The following is a 23,029-nucleotide window of genomic DNA, read 5'->3' as shown; positions in this document are numbered from 1 at the left end:
AAAGCCCAGCCGCCCCGATCGCCCGTGACCCCTGACGGGCGCGGCCCAAAGCCAGGGGCGCCGAGCAAGAGCCGCCTCGCGGCGATGGCGCCGTCCCCCTCCCTCGCGAAGCGAGTAGAGAGGGGGAAGCCGCGCAGCGGCTCAGGGGGTTCAAAGAGTCCTGGCGATGATCTCCTTCATGATCTCGTCACTCCCCCCGTAGATGCGCCCGATGCGCGCATCGGTCCAGGCGCGGCCGATCTGGTATTCGGTCATGTAGCCGTAGCCGCCGTGCAGTTGCAGGAATTCGTCGAGCAGGCGGTTTTGCAGCGCCGTGGCATTGAGCTTGACCATGGCGGCGCGGTCGGGCGCGAGCGCGCGGCGCAGGTGCAGGGCGATGCAGTCGTCCACGAAGACGCGCAGCATGGTGGCCTGGGCCTTGGCCTCGGCCAGCTTGAAGCGCGTGTTCTGGAAGTCGAACACCGGCTGGCCGAAGGCCTTGCGCTCGCGCGTGTAGGCAATGGTCTTGTGCAAAAAGGCCTCGATGGAGGCGGCCGCGCGCACGGCCACCACCAGGCGCTCCTGGGCCAGTTCTTGCATGAGGTACTTGAAGCCCGCGTTCTCCTCGCCCAGCAGGTGGTCGGCCGGCACGCGCACGTTGTCGAAGAACAGCTCCGAGGTGTCCTGCGCCATGAGGCCGATCTTCTCGAGCTTGCGGCCCTTGGAGAAGCCGGGCATGCCGTCCTCGACCACGATCAGGGACACGCCCTTGGCGCCCATCTCGGGCGCGGTCTTGGCGACGACGATGACCAGCTCCGAATTGATGCCGTTGGTGATGAAGGTCTTCTGGCCGTTGAGCACGTAGTGGTCGCCCTCGCGCCGTGCCGTGGTGCGCACGGACTTGAGGTCGCTGCCCGCGCCGGGCTCGGTCATGGCGATGGCGCCGATCAGCTCGCCTGCGGCCATGCGCGGCAGCCAGCGGTCCTTCTGCGCCTTGCTGCCATAGGCATGGATGTAGGGCGCGACGATGTCCGAATGCAGCGGAAAGCCCAGCCCGCTGGCGCCCGTGCGCGCGATTTCCTCCAGCAGCACGGCCGCATGGCCGAAGTCGCCGCCGCCGCCGTAGGGCTCGGGCAGCATGGGGTTGAGCAGGCCTTCGCGCCCGGCCTTGCGCCAGACCTCCTTGGGCACGATGCCCTGGCGCTCCCATTCGGCATGGTGGGGCACGATCTCGCGCTCGAAGAAGCGGCGGGCCTGCTCGCGGAACTGTTCATGGTCTTCGCGGTAGACGGAGCGCTCGGTCAGGTCTTGCATGGGTCGGTATCCGGTGGTTGTCGGTGAGGAAAGACGGTGAAGGGCCGTTCAGGCGCTGCGCAGGTTGAAGCCCGCGTGCGGCTGCTCGCGCAGCCTGTCCTTGAGCACGCGGCGCAGCAGCTTGCCCGTGGGCAGGCGCGGCAGCTCGTCCACGAACTGCAGGCGCTGCGGGCGCTTGAGGCGCGACAGCGTGGCGCCGGCCTCGGCGACGATGGCGCGCGCCATCTCGGCGCTGGCCGCATGGCCCTGGCGCAGCACGACCACGGCCATGGGCTGCTCGCCGAAGTCGGGCTCGGGCACGCCGACCACGGCCACCTCCTGCACGGCCGGGTGCGTGGCCAGCGCGTTCTCTATCTCCTGCGGATAGAGGTTGACGCCGCCCGACAGGATGAGGTCGGCCCGCCGGTCGCTGAGAAAGAGGTAGCCCTCCTCGTCCACATGGCCCAGGTCGCCGTAGGTGGCCCAGCCACGCTCGTCGATGGCCTCGCGGGTCTTGGCGGGGTCGTTGAGGTAGGCGAAGGGCGCCACGTCCGAGAAGAACACGCGGCCGATCTGGCCTGCAGGCAGCTCCTGCCCGTCGTCGCCCACGATGCGCAGCCGCCCGTAGCTGGCGCGGCCCACCGAGCCTGGGCGCCGGCGCCATTCGGCGGAGTTGATCAGGGTGATGCCGCAGCCTTCGGAGCCTGCGTAGTACTCCAGCAGGATGTCGCCCCACCAGTCCAGCAGCGCCTGCTTGACGGCCACCGGGCAGGGCGCGGCCGCATGGATGGCGCAGCGGTGGCTGGACAGGTCATAGCCGTGCCGCACCTCCTCGGGCAGCTGCAGCAGGCGGCCCAGCATGGTCGGCACCCACTGGCTGTGGGTGATGCGGTAGCGCTCGATCATGGCCAGCGCCTGCTGGGCGTCGAAGCGCGCCGTGATCACCACCGCGCCGCCGCCGTCCAGCGTGCGCAGGCAGTAGCGCAGCGGCGCTGCGTGGTACAGCGGCGCGGGCGAGAGGTAGACCGCTTCGGCATCAAAGCCCATGTTGCGCTGCCAGGCCAGGAATTCGGGGTCGGCCTGCGTGCGGTAGAGCGCCGCCGGCAGCGCCTTCTTGATCCCCTTGGGCCGGCCCGTGGTGCCGGAGGAGTACAGCAGGTCGCGCCCCAGCGGACGGCTGGACAGGTCGATGGGCGCGGGCGCCTGCGCACGCCAGGCGGCCAGGGCATCGGCCAGCGACGGCAGGCCCGTGGATGCGCAGTCTCCGTCCACCGAATGCACGGTGGCCGCCAGCGCAGCCGGCAGCTGCGCCGCCGTGGCGGCCGAGGCAAAGACATGGCGCGCCCCGCTGTCGCCCAGGATGTAGGCCACCTCGGGGGCCGTCAGGTGGGTGCTGATGACCACCGCGTACAGGCCCGCCAGGCGCGCGGCCAGCACCAGCTCCAGGATCTCCACGCGGTTTTCCATCAGCACGGCCACCGTGTCGCCGGCCGCCAGGCCCTGCCCGGCCATCCACTGCGCCACCTCGCGCGAGCGCTGCGCCAGCGCGCCCGCCGTGTGCTGCTGGCCGCTGTCGCCCATGGTCAGCGCAACGCGGTCGGGCCGGGCATCGGCCCAGCTGTGAAAATCATGCACGCCTGTCTCCTTTGCTTTTTTTGAATCCGACGTCTCGAATTCATCGGGTTTTCAGCAAGTATTTTTGTTTACGCTCGGTTTTTCATCCGGGAAAACGCTTTGTTCAATGCAAATTTCGAGACTTATCATTCATTTCATGAACCTCCAGTCTCATTAAATCCGCATGAACACTCCTGTCATCGTCGATGCCATCCGCAGTCCCATGGCCCGGGCCAAGCCCGATGGCGCCCTGGCCCAGCTCCACCCCGTCGATCTGCTCAGCCAGGTGCTGGAGCAGCTCGTGCAGCGCAGCCGCATCGACCCCGGCGCGGTGGACGATGTGATCACCGGCTGCGTGAGCCAGGCGGGAGAGCAGGCCGGCACGCCGGGCCGCCTGGCCTGGTTGGCCGCAGGCCTGCCGGCCCATGTGCCGTCTACCACCATCGACCGCAAGTGCGGCTCCAGCCAGCAGGCCGTGCACTTTGCCGTGCAGGCCATCATGTCGGGCACGCAGGACATGGTGATCGCCTGCGGCGTGGAGTCCATGAGCCGCGTGCCCATGGGCAGCTCGCGCATGGGGCAGAACACCACGGGCGCGCGCTTCGATGCGCGCTTCGCGCCGGGGCTGGTGGGCCAGGGCGTGTCGGCCGACCTCGTGGCCGCGCGCTGGGGCCTGGGCCGCGAGGAACTGGATGCCTATGCCGCGCGATCGCACCAGCGCGCCCATGCGGCCCAGTCGGCCGGGCACTTCGAGCGCGAGATCGTGGGCATCACCACGCCTGCCGGCCTCGTCACGGCCGACGAGACCATCCGCCCGGGCACCACGGTGCAGAAGCTGGGCGCGCTCAAGGCCGTGTTCCAGAACGACGAGCTGTCGGCGCGCTTTCCGCAGATCCGCTGGCACACCACGGCGGGCAATGCCTCGCAGATGACCGACGGCGCCAGCGCCATGCTGCTGATGAGCGAGAAGCGCGCCCAGCAACTGGGCCTGCGCCCGCGTGCGCGCTTCGTGGCGCTGGACGTGGTGGGCGACGATCCGCTGTACATGCTCACGGCCCCCATTCCCGCCACGCGGCGCGTGCTGGCCAAGGCCGGCATGCGGCTGGAGCAGATGGACCACTGCGAGATCAACGAGGCCTTCGCCTCCGTGCCGCTGGCTTGGCAAAAAGAACTGGGCGCCGACCCCGAGCGGCTGAACCCGCGCGGCGGCGCCATCGCCCTGGGGCATCCGCTGGGCGCCTCGGGCATCCGCCTGATGACCACCATGCTGCACGCGCTGGAGGACAGCGGCGCGCGCTATGGCCTGCAATCCATGTGCGAGGCCGGCGGCATGGCCAACGCCACCATCATCGAACGCCTGTGAGCCAGGCACCGGAGACACATCCATGCAACTGCAAGAGAACATGACGGCCCTGGTGACGGGCGGCGTATCGGGCCTGGGCGAGGCATCGGCCCAGGCGCTGCTGGAACGCGGCCTGAACGTGGTGGTGGTGGACCTGAACGAGGACCGCGGCGCGGCCATGGTGGACGCCGCCCGCCAGCGCCATGGCAGCAGCCTGCGCTTCGTGAAGGCCGACGTGGCCGACGCCGACCAGATGGCCGCCGCCATTGCGGCCGCCGAGGACTTCGGCGAGTTCCGCGCCCTGGTGCACTGCGCGGGCGTGGGCGGGCCGCTGCGGCTGGTGGAGAAGGACGGCAGCCCCGGCTCGCTGGACAAGTACACGGGCATCGTGCGCGTGAACCTGATCGGCACCTTCAACACGCTGCGCCTGGCCGCCGCCAGCATGGCGCGCAACGAGCCCGTGCAAGGCGAGCGCGGCGCCTGCGTGCTCACGGCCTCGGTGGCGGGCTATGAGGGGCAGATCGGCCAGATTCCCTACGCCTCGGCCAAGGCCGGCATCATCGGCATGACCATCGTCGCCGCGCGCGACCTGGCCACGCGCATGATCCGCGTGTGCACCATTGCGCCGGGCCTGTTCGACACGCCCATCCTGGCCAAGCTGCCCGACAACATCCGCCAGTCGCTGGCCGCCTCCGTGCCCAACCCCGCACGCCTGGGCCATCCGTCCGAGTACGCGATGACCGCGCTGCACATCCTGGAGAACCCCATGCTCAATGGCGAGACGATTCGCCTGGACGGTGCCATTCGGATGAGTCCTCGCTGAGAAGCGCCCTGGCCCAGCACACGCGCGGAGAAGAAACACCATGTTCAAACGCCTCACGCTGGCCGCTGCCGCCTGGCTGTGCGCCACGGCAGCCATTGCAGCCGATGCCTGGCCCACGCGGCCCATCACCCTGGTCGTGCCGGGCGCGGCCGGGGGCTCCACCGACATTCCCGCGCGGCTGCTGGCGCTCAAGCTGGGCGAGCGGCTGGGCCAGCCCGTCATCGTGGACAACAGGCCCGGCGCGGGCGGCTCCATCGGTGCCAGCCAGGTGGCACGCGCGCAGCCGGACGGCTATACGGTGCTGGTGGGCAACACGGGCTCCAACGCCATCAACTACACGGCCTACAAGAAGCTGCCCTACAGGCCCGAGGACTTCGTGGCGCTGACGGACATGATCTCGTTTTCCAACGTGCTGGTCGTGCCGCAGGCATCGCCGGTGCGCTCGCTGGACGATCTGCTCAAGGCCGCGCGGCAGGCGCCGGGCAAGCTGTCGTTCTCCTCGGCCGGCGTGGGCCAGACCACGCACCTCATGGGCGAGGTGCTGCGCGAGCGCACGGGCGTGGACGTGGTGCATGTGCCCTACCGCGGCTCGGCACCGGCCACGGCGGCCATCGTCTCGGGAGAGACGCAGTTCATGTTCGACAACCTCACGGCATCGCTGGTGCATATCAAGGCCGGCAAGCTGCATCCCATCGCCGTGACGGGCGCGCAGCGCGAGCCCGAGCTGCCCAACGTGCCCACCACCACCGAACTGGGCCTGCAGGACTTCGACAAGGTCGGCTGGATGGGTTTCTTCCTGCCCGCGCAGACGCCGCCCGCCGTGGTGCGCAAGCTCACCGACGGCCTTGTCGCCGTGCTCCGGGACCCCGAGGTGGCGCGCCGCTACCGCGAGCTCGGCGGCCGCCCCGGCGGCATGCCGCAGGCGCAGTTCACCCAGCTGGTGGACAACGACCGCAAGAGCTGGGGCGCGCTGATCACCAGCCGCCAGCTGCAACTCGACTGAACTGATTTCGACGGAGACGCCATGAAGGTGCTGGACAGCGTGCGCGTGCTGGAGATTGGCGGCATCGGCCCGGGGCCATTCTGCGCCATGCATCTGGCGGACCTGGGGGCCGATGTGGTGTCCATCGTGCGGCCCGAGGCCGGACCTGCTGCGGGCGCCTCCACGCTGTCGCGCGGCAAGCGCTCGGTGTTCGCCGATCTCAAGTCACCCGAAGGGCGTGACCTGGTGCTCGCCCTGGTGCGCGATGCCGATGCGCTGATCGAAGGCATGCGGCCCGGCGCCATGGAGCGCCTGGGCCTGGGACCCGAAGCCTGCCAGGCCCTCAACCCGCGCCTGGTGTATGGCCGCATGACGGGCTGGGGCCAGGACGGCCCGCTGGCCCAGGCTGCCGGCCACGACAACAACTATGCGGCCGTCTCGGGCGCACTGTGGGGATGCGCGCCGGCCGATGCCCGGCCGGTCTCGCCGTTTGCCACGCTGGGCGACATCGGCGGCGGCGCCATGTACCTGATGACGGGGTTGCTGGCCGGCATCGTACAGGCACGCGCCACGGGGCGCGGCACGGTGGTGGACGCGGCCATCGTCGATGGTGCGGCGCACATGCTCAACCTCATGCTGCATGCGCGCCAGCGCGGCCTGGTGGCCGACGAGCGCGGCCACAGCATCCACGACAGTGCGCCGTTCTACGAAACCTATGCCTGTGCCGATGGCGGCTTCATCACCGTGGGCGCCATCGAGCCGCAGTTCCACGCCCTGCTGCTGGACAGGCTGGGCCTGGCCGATGCCGCAGCGTTCCAGGGCCCCCAGTGGGACCGCGCCGCCTGGCCCGCGCGGCGCGCGCAGCTGCAGGCGCTGTTCGCCTCCAGGCCCCGCGCGCACTGGCAGCAATTGCTGGAGGGCAGCGATGCCTGCTTCGGCGCCGTGCTCAGCCCTGTGGAAGCCGCCAGCCATCCGCACCTTCAGGCGCGTGGCGTCTATCTGCAGCCCGAAGGCGGCGCCCTGCAGGCCAGCCCCGCGCCGCGCTTTGACGGCCAGGCCTATGCACCGGGTCCTGCAAATGCCGCAGGCTCCGACACCGCCAGCGTGCGGGAGAAGGTGAGCGCAGGGCGCGCGCAGGAAGTCTGGCGCAGCGCCCGCTGATTCACGAAAGGCTGGAGGCGCCCAGCATGCCCTCGACCAGGCGCACCAGCGTGATCAGGCGCGGCCCGGCATCGCTTTCCAGCGCGCGGCTTTGCGGGCTGTAGATGGGCAGGGAGACCGAGAACACCCAGTACTCGCCGTCCTTGGCCGTGGACATGGGCACGGCAATGGACTGGATCTCGCGGTGCAGGTCGCCGTGGCTGCGGCAAAAGCCGTGCTCGGCCAGGTCGCGCCGCGCATCGTCGAGCCGCTCGCGCAGTTGCTGGGCGCGTGCGGGATCGTCGGCCTGCAGCTCGGCGATGAAGGCCTCGCGCTCGGCCTCGGGCAGGCTCAGCAGGTAGGCGCGGCCCGTGGCGGTGCGCGACAGCGAGATGTGCACGCCGATCTCGGGCAGGAAGACCTTGTTGGTCAGGCCGTTGGCCAGCTCCACCAGGCACAGCTGGCGGCCGTGGCCCACGGCCAGCTGGATCTGGCCCTCCAGGTGATTGGCCAGCTCCTGCATGTGCGGCCGCGCGAACTGGCGCATGTGCATGCGCGCCAGCACGGGCGAGGACAGGTTCAGCAGCCCCACGCCCGGCACGTACTTGGACAGGCGGTCCGAGTAGCGCATCAGGTTCAGTTCGCACAGGGTGTCGATCAGGCGGAACAGCGTGGGCTTGGGCAGGCCCGTCATGTCCATCAGTTCACGGGCGCTGAGTTCCTGGTGCTTGTTGGAAAAGCACTGGAGCACGGAGATGCCGCGCACCAGGGCGGCCACCAGCTTGCCACTGTCTTCTGTGTTCATGAATGGTTTTCGGCACTGCTAAAGATGAAACGATTGTCTCAATTTTCCGGCTGCCGGGCGGCAAATCCACCGGCCTTGCCGCAGTGCAAACCCTGGCGCCACCGCCGGCCGGCGCAAGCGGCAAGTCCTGGCACGGCACAATTGCCGCATCCGGCTGGCGTTGCGCGCCAGCCACTCACTTTCCAGAGCCTGCCGTGTCCGAACCGTCCTCCGCCGTCCCGCCTCCCGAGCCGCCAGACTACGACGCCTTTTTGCGCGCCCATGTGCTGAGCCAGCCTCTCAGCATCCAGCGCTATGACCGGGAAGACGAAACCATCTGGGTCAAGCGCGCGGGCGCCAGCAACCCGGCATGGCGCTATCGCGCGCTGGCCCTGCTCGCCTTGTGCCTGCGCCTGCCCGTGCTGCGGCCCGTGCCCAATCCCGGCGGCCACGAAGCCATCCGCACAGAGGTACGCCGCCTGCGCCAGCTCGCGCAGCGCGGCCTGCGCGTGCCTGCCGTGCTGGCCGAGTGCGAGGACGGCTTTGCCATGCGCCACCTGGGCAGCCCCGGCGTGGAAGCGCCCTCGCTGGGCAATGCCATGGAAGCCGCCCTGCCCCGGAGCGATGGCAGCACGCTGGCGCTGTGGCTGCAGGGCCTGCAGACGCTGCAGCAGGTGCATGGCAGCGGCGACTGCCTGAGCCAGGCCTTTGCGCGCAACATGGTCTGCTGTGCCGATGGCGTGATCGGCTTCATCGACTTCGAGGACGATCCCGCCGCCCACCTGCCCCTGGCGCTGTGCCGCGTGCGCGATGCCCTGTGCTACGCGCACTCCACGGCCTGGATACTGGAGCAGGCCGGCGCCATGCCGGCCGCGCGCACGGCTTGGCGGGATTTCGTGCAGTCCATGGAGCCCGAAACCCGCGCCCTGATGGCGCGCACCGTGAAACAGCTGGCCTGGGTGCGCCGCCTGCCCGAAAGCCGCCGCCTGGGCCGCGACATGCAGCGCGTGCGCATGGCCTACACGCTGGTGACGCCGTAGCGGCAGCGGGCTGCAGGCCTCAGCCGGGCCTCAGCCGGGCAGGTGGCCCAGCGAGGCGCTGACGCGCGCCGCTTCGGCGCGCAGGGCCCGGGCCACCGCGCCCTGCGGGTCCGGGTCGAAGCCGCCGCTGGCGCCCAGCGCGCACAGCACGCCCACCACATGGCCCGTGTAGTCGTGCAGCGGCGCCGCCACGGCGCTGATGCCCGGCAGGTTGACGTCGCGCACCGAGGCGCAGCCCGCAGCGCGGATCTCGCGGCGCAGCGTGCCCAGCGGGTCCGCGCCATCGAGCAGCGCGCGCCGCGCGGCCGGCGCTTCGGCCAGCTCCCGGGCCAGCAGCGCATCCACGCGGGCATCGTCGTCCATGAAGGCGAAGAAGGCGCGCCCCGTGGCCGACCACAGCAGCGACATCACCGAGCCCACGCGCACATTGACGGTGACCGGCAGGCCGGGCTCCTCGAAGCGCACGATGGTCGGCCCCAGGTTGCCCATCACGGCCACGAAGCTGGTGACCTGCAAGGCCTCGCGCAGGTGCAATAGTGCCGGCTCGGCCAGGCGGATGGGGTCGGACTGCCGCATGGCGGCCAGGCCCACGCGCATGGCCTCGGCCGCCAGCGCGTACTGCGTGCCGCCACGGTCCTGCTCCACCAGCCCCTCGGCCATCAGGCTGGCCAGGTAGCGGTGGACCTTGGCCGGGCTTTCCTCCACCGCGCCCGCGATGGCCGTGAGGCTGGCGCGTCCGCCCAGCGTGGCCAGGGCCTTGAGCACGGCCAGGCAGGTCTCGGCGGCCTGCACGCGCTGGCGCCTTTCGCGCGGCGGCGCGGGCTCGTCAATCTCGGAGGCAGCAGTGGAAGTCATGGCGGCAGGGCGGGTCTGGAAACGCCTGTTTTAAGGGCTGGCGGGGCATTGTGCCGCAGCTTGCGGGTAATCCCGGGCGGTGTTTTTACGCAATGCGTAGAAAAATTACGCAAAACAAGATTCCATGGATTCCACCCAGGCCTCACCGGAGACAAGCCCCCATGCACAAGCGCCTCTTCCTCACCACACTGGCCGCAGGCCTGCTATCGGCCACTGCCCTGCCTGGCGCGCTGGCCCAGGACGGATTCCCCAGCAGGAACGTGCGCTGGATCGTTCCCTACGCGGCCGGCGGCGGCTCGGACTTCCTGGCCCGCACCATAGGCCAGGCCTGGGGCGGCCAGGTGCACCAGCCCATCGTGGTGGACAACCGCCCGGGCGGCAACACGGCCATAGGCGCCTCGGAAACCGCGCGGGCCGCCGCCGATGGCTACACCGTGCTGTCGGCCGACAACGGCACCCTGGTCTTCAATCCCGTGCTCTACAAGAGCCTCAGCTACAACCCCGCCAGGGACCTCGCGCCGGTCACGCTGATGGGCCGCTTCCCGATGATCCTGGTGGCAGGCCCCGGCATGGCAGCGGCCACGGCCAAAGACTTCCTGGCCCAGGCGCGCACCAGCAAGGACGGCGTGAACTACGCCTCGGCCGGTGCCGGCAGCCCGCACCACCTGGCCATGGAACTGCTCAGGGTGGAGGCCGGCCTGAAGCTGGTGCACGCGCCCTACAAGGGCGCGGCGCCGGCCCTGGGCGACGTGGCGGGCGGCCAGGTGCCCGTGATGATGGTGGACCTGGCCGCGGGCGCAGGCTTCATCAAGGGCGGCAAGGTCCGCCCGCTGGCCGTGGCCAACGCCACGCGCCTGCCCCAGTTGCCCGACGTGCCCACCTTCGCCGAGCTGGGCCTGCCCAAGGTGCAGGCCGCCGCCCTGGTGGGACTGGTGGCGCCCGCCAGGACCCCGGCCCCGGTCATCGCGGCCCTGCACCGGCAGGTCGTGGCCGCGATCAACGAGCCCGCCGTGCGCCAGAAGCTCGTGGATTTCGGCGTGGAGCCCGTGGGCAACACGCCCGAGCAGTTCGCCGCGCTGCTGGCCAGCGAAAGCACGCGCTGGCACCAGCTGATCCGCGACCAGAACATCACTTTGGATTGACCCTCCGCGCCTCCTGCCTGCGAACCTGCCATGACTGCCTCCGCCGCCCCCGACACCGCCCCGTCCGCCTTTGCGTCCGGCTCTGCGCCAGCCTCCGCGCGCTGCCCCTTCGACCACCGCCAGCCCAGCGGCCAGACCGGCCCCACGGGCTGCCCCGTCAGCGCGGGTGCCGCGGCCTTCGACCCGTTCAGCGACGGCTACCAGCAGGACCCGCCCGAATATGTGCGCTGGGCGCGCGAGCAGGAGCCGGTGTTCTACAGCCCGCAACTGGGCTACTGGGTGGTCACGCGCTTCGACGACATCAAGGCGGTGTTCCGCGACAACATCGCCTTCAGTCCCTCGATCGCGCTGGAGAAGATCACGCCCACGGGCGAGGAGGCCAATGCCGTGCTGGCCTCCTACGGCTTCGCGCTGAACCGCACCCTGGTCAACGAGGACGAGCCCGCCCACATGCCGCGCCGCCGCGCGCTGATGGACCCGTTCACGCCCGAGGAGCTGCGCCACCACGAGCCCATGGTGCGCGAGCTGGCGCGCGCCTATGTGGACCGCTTCATCGACGACGGCCTTGCCGACCTTGTGGACCAGATGCTGTGGGAGGTGCCGCTGACCGTGGCCCTGCACTTTCTCGGCGTGCCCGAGGAGGACATGGACAAGCTGCGCGAGTACTCCATCGCCCACACCGTCAACACCTGGGGCCGGCCCCGGCCAGAGCAGCAGGTGGCCGTGGCCCATGCGGTGGGCAACTTCTGGCAGCTGGCCGGCAAGGTGCTGGCCAAGATGCGCGAGAACCCCGATGCGCCGGGCTGGATGCAATACGGCATACGCAAGCAAAAGGAGCTTCCCGAGGTCGTCACCGACTCCTACCTGCACTCCATGATGATGGCAGGAATCGTGGCCGCGCACGAGACCACGGCCAATGCCACGGCCAACGCCGTCAAGCTGCTGCTGCAGCATCCCGGCGCCTGGAAGCAGATCTGCGAGAACCCTGCGCTGATCCCCAATGCCGTGGAGGAATGCCTGCGCCACAACGGCTCGGTGGCCGCCTGGCGGCGCCTGGCCACGCGCGACGTGGTGATCGGCGGCGTGGCCGTGCCGGCGGGCTCGAAGCTGCTCATCGTGACCTCGTCGGCCAACCACGACGAGCGGCATTTCGCCGATGCCGACTTCTTCGACATCCACCGCGACAACGCCGGCGACCACCTGACCTTCGGCTATGGCTCGCACCAGTGCATGGGCAAGAACCTGGCGCGCATGGAGATGCAGATCTTCCTGGAGGAGTTCACGCGCCGCCTTCCCCACATGCGGCTGGCCGAGCAGCGGTTCACCTACGTGCCCAACACCTCGTTCCGGGGTCCCGAGCACCTGTGGGTGGAGTGGGACCCGGCCCTGAACCCCGAGCGCGCCCGTCCCGCCCTGCTGCAGGCGCGCCAGCCCGTGCGCATCGGCGAAGCCCTGCAGGGCGGCGCCAGCCGGCCCATGGTCGTGGCCGAGGCCGAGGCTGCCGCCGAAGGCGTGCTGCGCCTGCGCCTGAAGGCCGCCGATGGACACGCCCTGCCGCGCTGGACGCCGGGCTCGCACATCGACCTGCAATGCGGCGACACGGGCCTGTCACGCCAGTACTCGCTGTGCGGCGACCCGCAGGACACCGGCAGCTACGAGATTGCCGTGCTGCGCGAGGCCAACGGCCGTGGCGGCTCGGCCTGGGTGCACGAGCATCTGCACCGCGGCGCCACCGTACAGGTGCGGGGCCCGCGCAACCATTTCCCGCTGGACGAAGGCGCCAGCCACCTGATCCTGGTGGCCGGCGGCATCGGCATCACGCCCATCTCGGCCATGGCACGGCGCGCCAGGGCGCTGGGCCTGTCCTATGAAATCCACTACAGCGGCCGGCGCCGCGCGGGCATGGCGCTGCTGTCGCCGCTGCTGGCCGAGCATGGCGCCAGGCTGCATCTGTACGTGGCGGAGGAAGGCCGGCGCGCCGACTACGCCGCCCTGCTGGCCACGCCGCGCGCCGGAGCCCGCATCCATGCCTGCGGACCGGCACGCATGCTGGACGGCCTGGAGGCCGCCAGCCGCCACTGGCCCGAGGACAGCCTGCGCGTGGAGCATTTCGTCTCCACCGTGGGGGCGCTGGACCCTGCCAGGGAGCAGGGCTTCGAGGTGGAACTGCGCGCCTCAGGCCTTGTGCTGCAGGTGCGCAACGACCAGACGCTGCTGGACGCCCTGCGCAGCGCGAAGATCGAAGTGCAAAGCGACTGCCGGGAAGGGCTGTGCGGGTCCTGCGAAGTGCCCGTGCTCGACGGCGAGGTGGACCACCGCGACATGGTGCTCACGCGCGGCGAGCGCGCGGCCTGCACCAAGATGATGAGCTGCTGCTCGCGCGCCAGGAGCGGCAGGCTGGTGCTGGGCCTGTAGCCAGGGCTACAGGGCAGCCCGGCGCCCGCAAGCCCGGCGCCCAGAAACACAAAAGCCCCAAGGCCATCATCGGCAATGGGGCGATCGCATCGGTGGGCGCGCTTCGGGGCGCACCTGCCTCCAACCGGATTACTGGTTGGCGATTTCGAGCTCGGCGTTGCGGGCTTGCTGGATGAAATCGATCAGGGAATAGATTGCTTGGCGCATGGTGAACTTCCTTACTGAGACGCTCAACAATCACTGGCGGCATGCATCTCAAGTGCCGCGAATGCCGGGAAAACCCTCTAAGCGTTTACCCTAGGTCTAAGTATAAACCACTAGATCCGCCCATGCAAAGGCACAGTTGTAAGCGCACGTCAAGATTCCGCAGAGGAGCCCAACTGCGTCCCAATGTCAGGCATGGGATGATTCAGGCTTATGACCGCGCCTTCCGTTTCTCTCGCACCCTGGCACATAGAGCCGCTGAACCCGGCCGAGGCGCCGTGGCCGCTGCTGCTGTCGGCGGATCCGTCGCGGGAGAAGGTGCGCGGCTATCTGGCGGGCTCCACCTGTTTTGCCGCGCGCGAGTCCTTCCAGCGCGAAGGCCAGCCGCCGCGTCCCGGCGGGCGCGGCGAGGTATTGGGCATGTGCGTGCTGGTGCCGCTGCGCGCCAGCGGCGATGAGGCCTCAGGCCCACCCGCCTGGGAGCTGATGAACATCGCGGTCGCGGAATCGCTGCACCACCGGGGCCTGGGCAGCGCCCTGCTGCGGCGTGCCATCGAATGGGCGCGCTCCCAGCGAGCGCCGCGCATCGAGGTCGGCACGGGCAGCTTCGGCGACCAGCTGGTCTTCTACCAGCGCGCGGGTTTTCGCGTGACGGGCATAGACCGGGATTTCTTCCTCAGGCACTACACCACCCAGCTGTGGGAGCGCGGCGTGCAGCACCGCGACATGCTGCGCCTGACGCTGGAGCTGGGCACGGGCCGCTGAGGGCCTCGCGGGCGAGGTGAATCACGGGGAGTGAGGGCATGGCGTGATAATTGAGACGCATTCCCATCCCATCACCTGTCCCGCCGCATGCCCGCCCATCCCCTGCCGCCACCTCCCGTCGCCGTGCTCTACGCAGACCACCATGGCTGGCTGCAAGGCTGGCTGCGCCGCAAGCTGGGCGACACCGCACAGGCGCAGGACCTGACGCACGACACCTTCGTGCAACTGCTCACCACCCGCCACCTTCCACCGCTGGACAACCCGCGCGCCTACCTGACCACCATGGCCAAGCGCACGCTGTTCTCCTTCTGGCGCAGGCGCGACCTGGAGCAGGCCTACCTGGAGGCGCTGGCGGCCCAGCCCGCCGTCCACCAGCCCTCGGAAGAGGAGCGCCATGCCATCGTGCAGGCGCTGCAGGCCGTGGACCGCGTGCTGCAGTCGCTGCCACCCACCACGCGCCGCGTGCTGCTGCTCAACCAATTGCACGACATGCCCTACCGGGAGATCGCGCTGCGCCTGGGCATTGCCGAGATCACCGTGCGGCGCCACATGGGGCGCGCCATAGCCGCCTGCTGCGCACTGGACTGCGCAACGGCGCTGCCGCAATGAGTGCCACCTCGGCCGCCGCCCTGCGCCAGCAGGCCATCGCCTGGCTGGTGGAGTCGCGCTCGGGAGCCATGACCGAGCACCAGCGCAAGGCCCTGGACCGTTGGCGACAGGCCGACCCGGCCCACGAAGCCGCGTGGTCCCAGGTGAGCGGCTCGCTGGAGCGCTTGCTCCAACCGCTGGCGCCCCACACCTCCAGCCATGCGTCAGCCGATGCAGCGCTGAGCGCACTGCTGCAGCCCGACCGCCGCCGCAGGCGCATTGCGGGCGGCGCACTGGCCTTTGCGGGCGCGGCCCTGGGAGGCCTGGTGGCCCACCGATTCACGCCTTTGCCTGGCCTGCTGGCCGATGCCCATACCGCCACGGCCGAGCGGCGCAGCCTGGAGTTGGCCGACGGCAGCCGGCTGCTGCTGGACGCGCGCAGCGCCATCGATATCGACCTGGGCGCCGACCGCCGCCGCGTGCATCTGCGCCAGGGCGCGCTGATCGCGCAGGTGCCGGCCGGCAGCCCCTTCACCGTGCAGACCCGGCATGGCCAGGCCCAGGTGCCGGCAGCGCAAGGCGCGCGCTTCATGGTGCGCCTGCAGGAAGAGCGCACGCAGGTGGCCGCGCTCGCGCAGGACGTGGACCTGCACACGCGGCTGGGCGCACAGTCCCCGCTGCGGGCCGGCGCCAGCGCCTGGATGGACGGGTCCACCATTTCCGAGGCCCTGGCGCGCGCCGAGGCGGCAGCGGCCTGGCAAAGCGGCATGCTGGCCGTGGACGATTGGCCGCTGGACTCGGTGGTCGACGCCCTGCGGCCTTACCGGACCGGCCTGTTGCGCGTCGCCCCTGCCGCCTCCCGGCTTCGCGTGCTGGGCACCTTCCCGCTGGACGATACCGACCGTGCGCTGCAGGCGCTGGCCAGCAGCCTGCCCATCAGCGTTACGCGCTATCGCGGCGGCTGGCTGACGCTGATCGATGCGGCCTGAGGCCCGGTCAACGCGGGGCTCCAAAAAAAACTGCGCCAGGGGTGATCACATCCGACCCGCTCGCGCGACATGTCCTGTGTCATCCCCCCTTCTCCGGAGTCCACAAGCATGTCCCGCTCTCTTTTCGCATGGCGCCCCGTGGCCCATGCCGCAGCCCTGGCCGCCCTCATCGCCACCCTGCCCGCCCAGGCCCAGACCGCCCAGGAGGCCGCGGTAGCCTCAGGCGCCGAAGCCGCCCAGCGCCAACGCTATGACCTGCCAGCCGGGCCGCTGGCCCGGACGCTGCTGGCCATTGGCCAGCACAGCGGCCGCACGCTGTCGCTGGACCCCGCCCTGGCCTCGGGCAAGCAGGCGCCGGCGATCCAGGGCAGCTACACGGCGGAGCAGGCGCTGCAGGCCGCGCTGGCCGGCAGCGGCCTGGTGCTCACGCGCGATGCCCAGGGCGTGCTCGGCGTGCGGACAGCGCCCCAGGCCAGCGCCCTGCCTGCGTCGGCAGCGCCTTTGCCGGAGCAAGACGTCAGCATGGCCACGGTGACCGTGTCCGGCAAGGCCCCGGGCTCGACCACGGAGGGCACGGACTCCTACACCACAGCATCGTCCAGCAGCTCCACGCGCCTGAACCTGGCTCCCCAGGAGACGCCCCAGGCGCTGACCGTGATGACGCGCCAGCGGCTGGAGGATCTGGGCACCACGCGGCTCAGCGACATGCTGGAGGCCGCGCCCGGCATCATCGTCACGCGCGACGGCCTGGGAGCCGAAAGCGACGGCTACTGGTCGCGGGGTTTCGAGATCCAGAACTACGAGATCGATGGCGTGCCGACGGCTGCGGGCCTGAACCAGTACACCCAGCACATGGCCATGTACGACCGCGTGGAGATCGTGCGAGGCGCCACGGGCCTCATCAGCGGCATGGGCAACCCCTCGGCCACCATCAACCTGATCCGCAAGCGCCCCACGGCCAGGCCCCAGACGCAACTCAATGTCGATGCCGGCAGCTGGGGACGCCGAGGCGCGGGCCTGGATATCTCCCGCCCGCTGAACCAGGACGGCTCGGCCCGCGCGCGCCTGGTCGCGGACTACCAATCGGGCGATGCCTGGCTGGAGCGCTACCACCAGGACTCGCGCCTGCTGTACGGCATCGCCGAGGTCGATCTCGACGACCGGACCCTGTGGACCGTGGGCTTCAGCTACCTGCGCAACGATGTGGATGCGCCGATGCGTTCGGGCCTGCCGTCGCGGTTTCCGGACGGCAGTGCCACCCGGCTGCCCCGCGCCCTGAACGGATCGCCGAACTGGTCGTACAACAACCATGAGCAAAGCGGCTTCTTCACCTCCATCGAGCGCGAGCTGAGCGGCGGCTGGACCGGCAAGGTCGAGTACGCCTACGGCCAGGACCGCTACGACTCGGTCTACACCTACCTCAACGGCACGCTGCAGGCCGATGGCAGCGGCACCAGCCTGCTGCCCGTGCGCTTTCAGGGCCAACCGCGCCAGCACAACCTCGACATGTACCTGACCGGCCCGCTCAAGCTGTTCGGCCGCGAGCACGAGTTGATCGCCGGCCTGACGCTGTCGCGCTTCGAGGACAAGGGACCCACCTCCGGCAGCTGGCTCTACGACTACTCCGGCTCGGCCGCAGGCCGCATAGACAACCTGTTCACCTATGACGGCAGCAATCCCGTGCCCGACTTCGCGACCAGCGGCCGCTTCTCCACCAAGGAGCACCAGTACGCAGGCTATCTGACCGGACGTTTCCGCATCTCCGAGCCGCTGCGCCTGATCCTGGGCAGCCGCCAGATCTACTGGGGGCGCGATACCGCCAGCACGCCCGACACCGGAGAGGCCACCACCACCCGCGCCCGGGAGAACGGCGCCTTCATCCCCTACGTGGGCGCCGTCTACGACATGACGCCCCAGTGGGCGCTGTACGCCAGCTACACCAAGATCTTCAACCCCCAGGCCTCCTGGGTGCGCGACGAGAACAATGCCACGCTGGCGCCCATGGAAGGCCGGGGACTGGAGGTCGGCATCAAGGGCAGGCACCTGGACGGCAAGCTCAACTCCAGCCTGGCCCTGTTCAACCTCAAGCAGGACAACCTGGCGGTGTGGCAGGCGCAATTCCCGGGCAGCAATGTCTACAAGGCCGAGCAGAACACCACCTCCCAGGGGCTGGAGGTGGAACTGAGCGGCGAGCTGGCGCCGGGCTGGCAGGTCTCTGCCGGCTATGCCAACACCCTGACCACGAATGCAGAGGGCCAGCGCATCAACACCATGCTGCCGCGCAACAGCGTCAAGCTCTTCAGCAGCTACCGCCTGGGCGGCGCACTACAGGGGCTGACACTGGGCGGCGGAGTGAACTGGCAAAGCGAGGTAGGCGACGCCACGGTGCGGCAGGCCAGCTATGCCGTGGTGAACCTGATGGCACGCTATGACATCGACCGGCACTGGAGTGCGTCGGTGCACCTGAACAACGCCCTGGACCGCAAGTACTTCAGCTACGCGGGCTACTACAGCCACTACGGCACGCCGCGCAATCTCATGGTGGGCGTCAAATACCGCTTCTGAGCCAGGTTCTGAGCCCGGTCCCCGACCTCCTGCCGGCCTGGCCGGCAGGGGGCGGCCCCGCTCAGTCCGAGGACATCTTCATCAGCACCAGGCCCGAGACGATGAGCACGGCCGCGCCGATGCGCATGGCGCTGACCTGCTCGCCCAGGACCGTGATGCCGACCAGGAAGGCGCCCACGGCGCCGATGCCGGTCCAGATCGTGTAGGCCGTGCCCAGCGGCAGGCTGCGCATGGCCACGGCCAGCAGGCCGAAGCTGGCGATCATGGTGACGATGGTGATGGCGCTGGGCACCAGCCGCGTGAAGCCGTGCGATTGCTTCATCGAGAACGCCCAGACCACTTCGAGCAGCCCCGCCACCAACAGATAGACCCATGCCATGGAAAACTCCTTGTGAAGCCGGGTCGTCCCGGCGCATGCATGTCCCGATGTGGGGGAGGCCGTCCTCCTGGCAGAAGGGCTTGCGCCTGCTGCATGGCCGCCAGTTTAGGAGAAAGCCTTCAAGCTGGCCGCACCCAGCCTGTTGCCCCGTTGCAGCCTGGGTGGTTGCTGCACAACAGCATCCAGGGCGTCAGGCGGCCAGCGCCTCTTCCTGTTCAGCCAGCAGGATGTTGCCCACGGTGGCGCCCAGGCCGGCCACGCGCTTGCGCAGCTTGAGCACGGCCTTGTCCTTGCTGATCAGCAGCGCCTGGTGCTGGCTGGCCAGGTCCAGGAAATGCTGGTCGTCGGGGTCGGTGCAGGCAAAGCGGATGCGCGGCGCATCGGCCACGTATTCGACCGCTCCGTCAAAGGCCGAGAGCACGCCCTCGACCGTCTTGCCGTAGAAAGCCACGCGCGGCGCGATCTGGCTGTAGTGCAGCACGCGTTCGAGCTCGAGGCGCTGGGCCTGGTCGGCAATCCAGCGCATCTGTCCCTGCTCCACCAGTTCGCGGATCGGCGGAACATGCGGATCGTCGAAGATCAGCATGTCAAGGACCACATTGGTATCAAGCACCACGGGCCGGGGCAGGGGACCTTCGTAGCCGTCGTTGCACTGCGGCCAGCGCAGCACGATCTTCATGGCGCGGCGCCCTCTGCCGGGCCTTCGGCGGCCTTTCTGGGCTTGACTGCGCCACGGATCATGTCGAAGCGGAACAGCCGGCATTCGATGGGGCCGTTCCACATGGGCGTGCGGCGCGCCTCTTTCAGGCGCATCTTGCCGGGCAGCTTGAGGTCGGGCGTGAGCATCCAGGCACTCCAGCCGCTGTAGTTCTTCTTCCAGTGGGTGGCCAGCTGGCTGAAGAATTCCACGCCGTCCTCGGTCTGGGCCGTCTCGCGGCCCGCGCGCTCGACCACTTCCATGCGTTCGCCGGCGCTGCGGCCGGCCGAGCCGGCTGCGGCAATGCGCTCGCCATAGGGCGGGTTCAGCAGCATCAGGCCGGGCTGCTCGCAAGGCGGCATGCGCTGCAGCGCGTCGCCACCGCGCAGCTGCACGGTCTGGCCCACGCCCGCACGCTCGGCGTTGCGCTGGGCAAAGTCCACCATGCGATGGGACACGTCGGAGCCATAGATGGCCACGGGGCTGTCGGGCAGGATGGCGGCCTCGGCCTCGTCCAGCATGGCTTCCCACACATGCCTCTGGAAGGGCACCAGCTTCTCGAACGCGAAGCGCCGCAGGATGCCGGCCGGAATGCGGCGTGCAATCTGCGCAGCCTCGATCAGCACCGTGCCGCTGCCGCAGCAGGGGTCGTACAGCGGCTGAGGATCGTCGCCGTGCGGGTCCCAGCCCGTGGCGGCGATCATGGCCGCGGCCAGGGTTTCCTTGAGCGGCGCATCGCCCTTGTCCTCGCGCCAGCCGCGCTTGAACAGCGCCTCGCCGGAGGTGTCGATGTAGATGGTGGCCTCGTCGGTCGTCAGGTGCAGGTGCACGCGCACGTCAGGGTGGCGCGTTTCCACGTCGGGGCGCACGCCCTTCCTGTCGCGAAAGCGGTCGGCAATGGCGTCCTTGACGCGCAGCGCCGCGAAGTTGAGGCTGGTCAGCGGGCTGTGCTGGGCCGTGACCTCGATCTTGAAGCTCTCGCGCGGGGAGAACCAGATCTCCCAGGCCACTTCGCTGGCGGCGCGGTACAGGTCGTTCTCGTTGCGGTACAGGGTCTGCGACAGCTGCACCAGCACGCGCTGGGCCAGCCGGCTGTGCAGGTTCAGCAGCAGGGCGTCGCGCCACAGGCCGCGCACCATCACGCCGCCACGACCCACCATGAGGTCGTGGCCGCTCAGGCCGGTGATCGCGTGGACCTCGTCGGCCAGAAATCCCTCAACGCCGGCGGCGCAGGGCAAAAACAGATGCAGTTGGTTCATAGCTTGGGTGCCGAGCATACGCGCACCGCGATTCCCCGCGCAGGCGCCAGCCGAAACCCGCTTGCCTGCGCTTCGGCCCGGGCCTACAGTGGAAGCAACCGCGAGGGAGAGCACCATGAAGCCTCGAACCACGCCCGTCCACACGGATTTCCTCGGCGCCACGCAGGCCGCACGCCTGGTGGCGCAGGTCGGCGTTGCCGCCTGCCTGGCCGGCCTGGCCGATGCCATCGAGGAAGACTTCGCGCGCTGGCCCGATTTCGAGAAATCGGCCCGCATCGCCCACCATTCGCCCGGCGGCGTGATCGAGCTCATGCCCGTGTCCGATGCGCTCGACTACGCCTTCAAGTACGTCAACGGCCACCCGGACAACGCCGATCGGGACCTGCCCACGGTGATGGCCTTCGGCGCCCTGGCCGACGTGGCCACGGGCCTGCCGGTCTTCCTGTCCGACCTGACGCTGGCCACGGCGCTGCGCACTGCCGCCACCTCGGCGCTGGCCGCGCGCCGGCTGGCGCGGCCGGGCTGCCGCAGCATGGCGCTGATCGGCGCAGGATCGCAGTCCGAATTCCAGGCCCTGGCCTTCACCCACCTGCTGGGCGTGGAACGGCTGCGCATCTTCGACATCGATGTCCACGCCATGCGCAAGCTCGTGGACAACCTGGGCCATGCGGGCATCGCGGCCCAGCGCATCACCTGCTGCGCCAGCAGCGCCGAGGCCCTGGAGGGCGCCGACATCGTGACCACGGTGACGGCCGCCAAGCACCGCGCCTGCGTGATCGCCGATGCCGACGTGCGCCCGGGCACCCACATCAACGCAGTCGGCGGCGATTGCCCCGGCAAGACCGAGCTGCCCCTGGCACTGCTGCGGCGTGCGCGCATCTTCGTGGAGTTCACACCCCAGACGCGCGTGGAAGGCGAGCTGCAGCAATTGCCCGCCGACGCGCCCGTGACCGAGCTGTGGCAGGTCATCAACGGCCAGGCGCCGGGCCGCGGGCATGACACGGAGATCACGCTGTTCGACTCCGTGGGCTTTGCGCTGGAGGACTATTCGGCCCTGCGCTGGTTGCGCGCGCTGGCCCACGACACCGGACTGATGCAGTCGATCGACCTGGTGCCTGCGCTGGCCGACCCCCGCGACCTGTACCGGCTGGTGCGCGAGGCCGGGCAGGCAGAACGCGGCTTTGGCTGACACGGGGACTGCATACCATGGGTCCCATGAGCATGAACACCCATACGACCCCGCAGACCGCACGCGCCCTGAGACTCATAGGCGTGCCCACCGACATCGGTGCCAGCCGCCTGGGCAGCGCCATGGGGCCCGACGCACTGCGCGTGGCCGGCCTGGGCCCGGCGCTGCGCCAACTGGGCTGCCAGGTGAGCGACATCGGCAATCTGGCAGGCCCGCCCAATCCGCAGACACCGCCCGAGCAGGGGCTACGCCACCTCGCACCGGCCCGCGCCTGGATGGACGCCGTGCACCAGGCCGTGGGCCAGGCGCTGGACGACGGCGAGCTGCCGCTGATGCTGGGCGGCGACCACAGCCTGGCCATGGGCTCGATCAGTGCCGTGGCCGCCCACTGCCGCCGACGGGGCCGCGCGCTGCGCGTGATCTGGCTGGACGCCCACGCCGACTGCAACACGCCCGATATCTCGCCCAGCGGCAACCTGCACGGCATGCCCGTGGCCAGCCTGTGCGGCCTGGGGCCCGCGGCGCTCACCGCGCTGTCCCAGGGCGGCGATCCGGCGCTGGCAGCCGCCTCGCTGTGCCAGATCGGCCTGCGCAGCGTGGATGACCAGGAAAAGCGCCTGCTGCATTCGCTGGGCGTGGAGGTCTATGACATGCGCGCCATCGACGAGCTGGGCATGCGCGAGGTCATGCGCCGCGCGCTGGAAGACCTGGAAGGCAGCGACACCCACCTGCACCTGAGCTTCGACGTGGACTACCTTGATCCCGACATCGCGCCCGGCACCGGCACCCCCGTGCGCGGCGGCCCCAGCTACCGCGAGGCTCAGCTGTGCATGGAGATGCTGGCCGACACCGGACGCCTGGGCTCGATGGATCTGGTGGAGCTCAATCCCGCGCTGGATGTGCGCAACCAGACGGCAGAACTGGTGGTGGACCTGCTGGAGAGCCTGTTCGGCAAGAGCACGCTGGTACGGGCCGATCGCTGAGG

20 protein-coding genes are annotated in these 23,029 nt (G+C 69.8%); 13 read left to right on the top strand and 7 right to left on the bottom strand.

What is annotated here, in order from left to right:
• Positions 1-150 precede the first annotated feature (150 nt).
• Together CLV01_RS03635 and CLV01_RS03630 are read right to left on the bottom strand one after the other, a co-directional pair.
• Entirely contained in the window at positions 151-1,293 is a 1,143-nt protein-coding gene (locus CLV01_RS03635) for an acyl-CoA dehydrogenase family protein (protein WP_099734980.1), read from the bottom strand.
• Between the two features lie 48 nt (positions 1,294-1,341).
• Positions 1,342-2,907: an AMP-binding protein gene (locus CLV01_RS03630; RefSeq protein WP_099734981.1), complete on the bottom strand. Its 1,566-nt coding sequence runs from the start codon at positions 2,905-2,907 to the stop codon at positions 1,342-1,344.
• Positions 2,908-3,070: 163 nt separating this feature from the next.
• On the opposite strand from CLV01_RS03630, the gene CLV01_RS03625 reads away from it, so the two are divergent.
• From CLV01_RS03625 to CLV01_RS03610, 4 genes are read left to right on the top strand one after another with little or no spacing between them, the layout of a single operon-like run.
• Positions 3,071-4,249, top strand: coding sequence for a thiolase family protein (locus tag CLV01_RS03625; protein ID WP_099734982.1), 1,179 nt, complete (start codon positions 3,071-3,073; stop codon positions 4,247-4,249).
• 22 nt (positions 4,250-4,271) lie between these two features.
• Positions 4,272-5,051, top strand: coding sequence for an SDR family NAD(P)-dependent oxidoreductase (locus tag CLV01_RS03620; protein WP_099734983.1), 780 nt, complete (start codon positions 4,272-4,274; stop codon positions 5,049-5,051).
• A gap of 40 nt (positions 5,052-5,091) precedes the next feature.
• On the top strand, positions 5,092-6,054 hold the full coding sequence (locus CLV01_RS03615; RefSeq protein ID WP_099734984.1) for a Bug family tripartite tricarboxylate transporter substrate binding protein: 963 nt from the start codon (positions 5,092-5,094) through the stop codon (positions 6,052-6,054).
• A gap of 21 nt (positions 6,055-6,075) precedes the next feature.
• Positions 6,076-7,194 carry a CaiB/BaiF CoA transferase family protein gene (locus tag CLV01_RS03610; protein WP_099734985.1) on the top strand — a complete coding sequence of 373 codons (1,119 nt, stop codon included), beginning with the start codon at positions 6,076-6,078 and terminating at the stop codon, positions 7,192-7,194.
• A 1-nt stretch (position 7,195) separates the two neighbouring features.
• On the opposite strand, the gene CLV01_RS03605 is transcribed toward CLV01_RS03610, so the two are convergent.
• Positions 7,196-7,978: an IclR family transcriptional regulator gene (locus CLV01_RS03605; RefSeq protein WP_063327609.1), complete on the bottom strand. Its 783-nt coding sequence runs from the start codon at positions 7,976-7,978 to the stop codon at positions 7,196-7,198.
• A 194-nt stretch (positions 7,979-8,172) separates the two neighbouring features.
• Between CLV01_RS03605 and CLV01_RS03600 the strand changes: the two genes are divergently transcribed.
• Entirely contained in the window at positions 8,173-8,997 is an 825-nt protein-coding gene (locus tag CLV01_RS03600; protein WP_180288354.1) for a hypothetical protein, read from the top strand.
• A gap of 30 nt (positions 8,998-9,027) precedes the next feature.
• On the opposite strand, the gene CLV01_RS03595 is transcribed toward CLV01_RS03600, so the two are convergent.
• A complete protein-coding gene (locus tag CLV01_RS03595) occupies positions 9,028-9,852 on the bottom strand; it encodes an IclR family transcriptional regulator (RefSeq protein ID WP_043820050.1) in 825 nt (274 codons plus the stop codon).
• Between the two features lie 161 nt (positions 9,853-10,013).
• Between CLV01_RS03595 and CLV01_RS03590 the strand changes: the two genes are divergently transcribed.
• The 6 genes from CLV01_RS03590 (at position 10,014) to CLV01_RS03565 (ending at position 18,520) form a co-directional block, all read left to right on the top strand.
• Positions 10,014-10,994 carry a Bug family tripartite tricarboxylate transporter substrate binding protein gene (locus CLV01_RS03590; RefSeq protein ID WP_034389537.1) on the top strand — a complete coding sequence of 327 codons (981 nt, stop codon included), beginning with the start codon at positions 10,014-10,016 and terminating at the stop codon, positions 10,992-10,994.
• 30 nt (positions 10,995-11,024) lie between these two features.
• Entirely contained in the window at positions 11,025-13,409 is a 2,385-nt protein-coding gene (locus CLV01_RS03585; protein WP_099734986.1) for a cytochrome P450/oxidoreductase, read from the top strand.
• 417 nt (positions 13,410-13,826) lie between these two features.
• Entirely contained in the window at positions 13,827-14,378 is a 552-nt protein-coding gene (locus tag CLV01_RS03580; protein ID WP_034389533.1) for a GNAT family N-acetyltransferase, read from the top strand.
• 87 nt (positions 14,379-14,465) lie between these two features.
• Positions 14,466-14,987 carry a sigma-70 family RNA polymerase sigma factor gene (locus tag CLV01_RS03575; protein ID WP_099734987.1) on the top strand — a complete coding sequence of 174 codons (522 nt, stop codon included), beginning with the start codon at positions 14,466-14,468 and terminating at the stop codon, positions 14,985-14,987.
• On the top strand, positions 14,984-15,955 hold the full coding sequence (locus tag CLV01_RS03570) for a FecR domain-containing protein (protein ID WP_099734988.1): 972 nt from the start codon (positions 14,984-14,986) through the stop codon (positions 15,953-15,955). Before CLV01_RS03575 ends, CLV01_RS03570 begins: the two co-directional genes overlap by 4 nt.
• 108 nt (positions 15,956-16,063) lie before the next feature.
• Positions 16,064-18,520 carry a TonB-dependent siderophore receptor gene (locus CLV01_RS03565; protein WP_099734989.1) on the top strand — a complete coding sequence of 819 codons (2,457 nt, stop codon included), beginning with the start codon at positions 16,064-16,066 and terminating at the stop codon, positions 18,518-18,520.
• Positions 18,521-18,581: 61 nt separating this feature from the next.
• On the opposite strand, the gene sugE is transcribed toward CLV01_RS03565, so the two are convergent.
• The 3 genes from sugE to CLV01_RS03550 all read right to left on the bottom strand — a co-directional run bounded on the left by sugE (position 18,582) and on the right by CLV01_RS03550 (position 20,855).
• Positions 18,582-18,899, bottom strand: a complete 318-nt coding sequence (gene sugE / locus CLV01_RS03560) for a quaternary ammonium compound efflux SMR transporter SugE (protein ID WP_013804742.1) — start codon at positions 18,897-18,899, stop codon at positions 18,582-18,584.
• A gap of 190 nt (positions 18,900-19,089) precedes the next feature.
• Positions 19,090-19,578 (bottom strand): putative toxin-antitoxin system toxin component, PIN family, encoded by a 489-nt coding sequence (locus CLV01_RS03555; protein WP_012202616.1) that lies wholly within the window; start codon positions 19,576-19,578, stop codon positions 19,090-19,092.
• Positions 19,575-20,855, bottom strand: a complete 1,281-nt coding sequence (locus CLV01_RS03550; protein ID WP_012202615.1) for a THUMP domain-containing class I SAM-dependent RNA methyltransferase — start codon at positions 20,853-20,855, stop codon at positions 19,575-19,577. The genes CLV01_RS03555 and CLV01_RS03550 overlap by 4 nt, the downstream gene beginning before the upstream one ends.
• A 115-nt stretch (positions 20,856-20,970) precedes the next feature.
• Between CLV01_RS03550 and CLV01_RS03545 the strand changes: the two genes are divergently transcribed.
• On the top strand, positions 20,971-22,044 hold the full coding sequence (locus CLV01_RS03545; protein WP_071954010.1) for an ornithine cyclodeaminase: 1,074 nt from the start codon (positions 20,971-20,973) through the stop codon (positions 22,042-22,044).
• 17 nt (positions 22,045-22,061) lie between these two features.
• Positions 22,062-23,027, top strand: a complete 966-nt coding sequence (rocF, locus tag CLV01_RS03540) for an arginase (RefSeq protein ID WP_012202613.1) — start codon at positions 22,062-22,064, stop codon at positions 23,025-23,027.
• Positions 23,028-23,029 lie beyond the last annotated feature (2 nt).

Source organism: Delftia sp. 60 (genome assembly GCF_002754395.1).
GTDB classification, from domain to species: Bacteria; Pseudomonadota; Gammaproteobacteria; order Burkholderiales; family Burkholderiaceae_C; genus Comamonas; species Comamonas acidovorans.
This window is presented reverse-complemented; position numbering and strand designations above follow the sequence as displayed.